Here is a 3,198-nt window from a genome sequence, read left to right on the forward strand (position 1 = left end):
AACCAAGTTCACGGACGGTCTTGGTCACAGATTGAGTGCGTTTGTAAACCTGGAGAGCTCTGCGTCGCTGCTCCTTGGTGTATGAGCGGTTCATAATGGAATCCTCCAAGATTCCGTCCGCATCCCCGAAAGTGTGTCTGGATTCGGTGATTTGTAGTGGTTGACCTCTAGGTTTCAGAGAAGTATATGCTCCGGGAGCATATAGATGGCTCCAGGACGGTAAATCCACGGTGTGGCAGCAGTGATGTGCTACATGCGGCGTGGTGTGGTGTCGCACTGTCAAAGAACCAACCGCGCTGCCACTGCGGCGGTGAGATGAAACGCAACGGCACCACCAGCAAAGGAACTACCAGGTGGAGATGCTAACCATCTAACCTCGCCAACACATCGTTTCGCTTAGACCGAGCTTTCTTTGCTCCAAGATCGTAGCAATTCGAGCAGTTCATCCTGTTGCGTACTGGACAAGTGGCTAAGTGCTTTTCGCTCAGCTGTGGCATGGGCTTCAACGATGGACATTATTCGGTCGTGTCCTTCTGGCGTTAGTGTCAGAGTTTTTCCTCGCTTATCGCTGAGATTTACTTCTTCATCAATGAGTCCTTGCTTCTTGAGCTTGTTAAGTCTTCCGGTAATTCCGGCCTTTGACAGAAGTAGGGCGTGTGCAAGTTGTCCCGGGGTGATGTTTTCATGGCGGAGGATCGTTGCTAGAACATCGAAGTCGCCTGGAGCTAATTCAGCTTGTTCATGGATGGTCGTCACATCGTTTTTGATTGCCCTTAACAGATGGGTAAGGCGAAGGGTTGTTTCCATTGCATCCACATCGACGTGGGGATTTATCCTCGTCCATTTGTTCATGGCTGTGGAGATGGGGTCCATTTTGTTCCTTTCGGGTTGCTGAAACTTAGTGTAGCGCTTGACAAAAGAAGTTCGGTATCGAACTATATAGTTCGTCAGCGAACAATCTATGGAGATTTGAGATGTTAATTTCTGAACCCGAAATAGTGACGGATGCTTCCTCCTCTCGCCTTCCGAAGGCAAGATTGCTGGTGGATGCCTCGGATGCAAAAGGAAATGTAAGTGTACAAAACATTCAACTTTTTGATGGGGGCGAGGGAGCCGTCCCACATTTTCATAAGATCTCGTGTGAGTTCTTCTACGTCACTAAAGGAGAGCTGGAGTTTTGGGAGGATGGTCAAATTCACCAGCTAGGCGCGGGTGATTGCGCATTGGTTCTTCCCGGAGTTTCTCATGCTTTTGGAGCCGCTAAGGGTAGCAACGCGGATGTACTGGTAACTATCGCACCCGGCGTGGAGAGGTTTGAGTATTTCCGTATCTTGGGCGGGATAATGAGTGGCAAGGTGCCTGAAGATGAGCTTGCCCGTCGAGAAGATGAATTCGATACGTATTTTGTGGACGCACAAGATTGGAGAGCGCATAGAGGAGAATAGGGATCCAGAACCTACGCTGCTTGCACTCTGGATATAGAGGGGCGGGCTGCGAGTGTTTTGGAGGATTGATTAATGCCAAACATGTCAAATCGGAATTCGAAAGCAGATCTGCCAGTACTACAATTGACAGGGTTAGCGTTTGCTGCTTTCTTGGCCATAATGACCGAGACCATTCCTACGGGGGTTTTGGTTGATATGGGTCAGTCCTTTGGAACGACAACGGGAAAAGTAGGACAGTTTCTAACCGTTTATGCAGCTGGATCTGTGGTGGCTGCAATACCGGTGATGACAGCAACTCGAAAAATGCCGCGTAAGCGTCTTTTGGTTATAGCCATCATGGGGCTTGGCGTTTTCAACGCTCTCACTGCTATTACTTCGTATTTGTGGTTAGCCTTTCTTGCTAGGTTTCTTGCCGGTATGGCCGGAGGTGTCGTTTGGGGCCTTGTGGCAAATTACGCTCGGAGTTTAGTCAGTTCGGAAAACCAAGGTCGCGCACTTGCCATTATCGGTTTTGGGCAGCCTTTCGCCTTAGCTTGTGGAGTCCCGCTTGGTGCATTAGGGGGTCAACACTTTGGTTGGAGGTTGACGCTTGGCACGCTAACAGTCACATCCATCGTTTTAGCGTTATGGATTGCGTTTGCAGTTCCTCCCCGGCCGGGACCTGCTGGAGATGGCCCAGGAGCCAATGTTCTTAAGAGATCGATTTTGATGCCTGGTGTGATAGGGGTCCTTGTAGCGCTTTTCGGCTGGACAGTAGCTCACAACATGGTTTACACGTACATTCAACCTTTAACCAATGGTGTGGGAATAGCTCTTGGAATAGATGTTGTGCTTCTGTTTTTCGGGATTTCTGCGGGGATCAGTATTTTACTTACTGCTGTCGTTGTAGATAAGAGATTGTTTCTGACTGGCCTAATCTCTGGCGCGTTGATGCTTTTAGGATTCTTGCTTTTGTCGGTACCGGCAGCTCCCAACTATTTTTTCATTTCTGGAATAATCGCCTGGGGACTGGGATTTGGTGGTGCACCGACGGTTCTGCAGACTGCCTTAGCCAGAAATGCAGGTAACTTGGCAGACATTGCACAGTCCTTTTTCGTTACTATCTTCAATTTTGGTGTAGGTATCGGTGGTGCGCTCGGTGGGGCAATATCGAGTCTATGGGGTGCTTCTGCCCTTAGTATTGGTGCAGGGGTGATGTGTGTCTTGGTTTTCGGATTGCTCGTTGTAAGGAGTAGAGATTTTGGAAGGCAGCTTTGAGAGCTAGGCCACACTTGAGCGTGTCAAGTTGTTTGTGTGTGAGGTTAGGTTTATAGGTACTTGTTGAAGCGGTCGGGGTAGGCCACGGCCGTTTGATTGATGGCTTGTTTCCAGCCGGAAACTCGGGCTCCTTCCATGAGTCTGCTGGCTGCCGCTGAAACTCGTTTGCCCTGCTTCGCCCTCTTGGCAGCTCGTTTGTCTTCAATGTTGCAGATCATCAACCACAGCGTCTTGAGCGCTGATTCATCGTTGGTGAACTGCCCCCTGTTGCAGATAGCTTTACGCAGCTCATTGTTAAACGACTCAATGGAATTCGTTGTATAGATTATCTTCCTGGCTGCTGGTGGGAACTGCAGAAACGGTACGAAACGGAGAGTGTCCGATTGTTTGTGTGCGGGGGCTTGGTTTACAAGTAGTCCGCGAATCGGTCAGGGTAAGCCACGGCTAGTTGGTTGATGGCTTGTTTCCATCCGGTGGCTTTCGCTCCTTCAATATA

The 3,198-nt window shown here is 49.5% G+C and carries 3 protein-coding genes and 3 pseudogenes; 3 read left to right on the top strand and 3 right to left on the bottom strand.

The features are described from left to right. Window positions 1-94: pseudogene (locus tag ACUY2Y_RS11615) on the bottom strand (terminase gpP N-terminus-related DNA-binding protein); the annotation flags it as partial. 182 nt (window positions 95-276) lie between these two features. Between ACUY2Y_RS11615 and ACUY2Y_RS11620 the strand changes: the two are divergent. Further along, window positions 277-363: pseudogene (locus ACUY2Y_RS11620) on the top strand (transposase-like zinc-binding domain-containing protein); the annotation flags it as partial. A 33-nt stretch (window positions 364-396) separates the two neighbouring features. Here ACUY2Y_RS11620 and ACUY2Y_RS11625 read toward each other — a convergent pair. Then, window positions 397-873, bottom strand: coding sequence for a MarR family winged helix-turn-helix transcriptional regulator (locus tag ACUY2Y_RS11625; protein WP_448326639.1), 477 nt, complete (start codon window positions 871-873; stop codon window positions 397-399). A 101-nt stretch (window positions 874-974) separates the two neighbouring features. On the opposite strand from ACUY2Y_RS11625, the gene ACUY2Y_RS11630 reads away from it, so the two are divergent. Further along, window positions 975-1,445 (top strand): cupin domain-containing protein, encoded by a 471-nt coding sequence (locus ACUY2Y_RS11630; protein ID WP_448326641.1) that lies wholly within the window; start codon window positions 975-977, stop codon window positions 1,443-1,445. Between the two features lie 81 nt (window positions 1,446-1,526). Further along, window positions 1,527-2,702, top strand: coding sequence for an MFS transporter (locus ACUY2Y_RS11635; protein ID WP_448326642.1), 1,176 nt, complete (start codon window positions 1,527-1,529; stop codon window positions 2,700-2,702). A gap of 50 nt (window positions 2,703-2,752) precedes the next feature. Here the strand turns inward: ACUY2Y_RS11635 and ACUY2Y_RS11640 are convergent. Beyond that, a pseudogene (locus ACUY2Y_RS11640) lies at window positions 2,753-3,073 on the bottom strand (transposase); the annotation flags it as partial. Window positions 3,074-3,198: the final 125 nt, after the last annotated feature.

The organism is Corynebacterium sp. 20-84 (genome assembly GCF_053479455.1).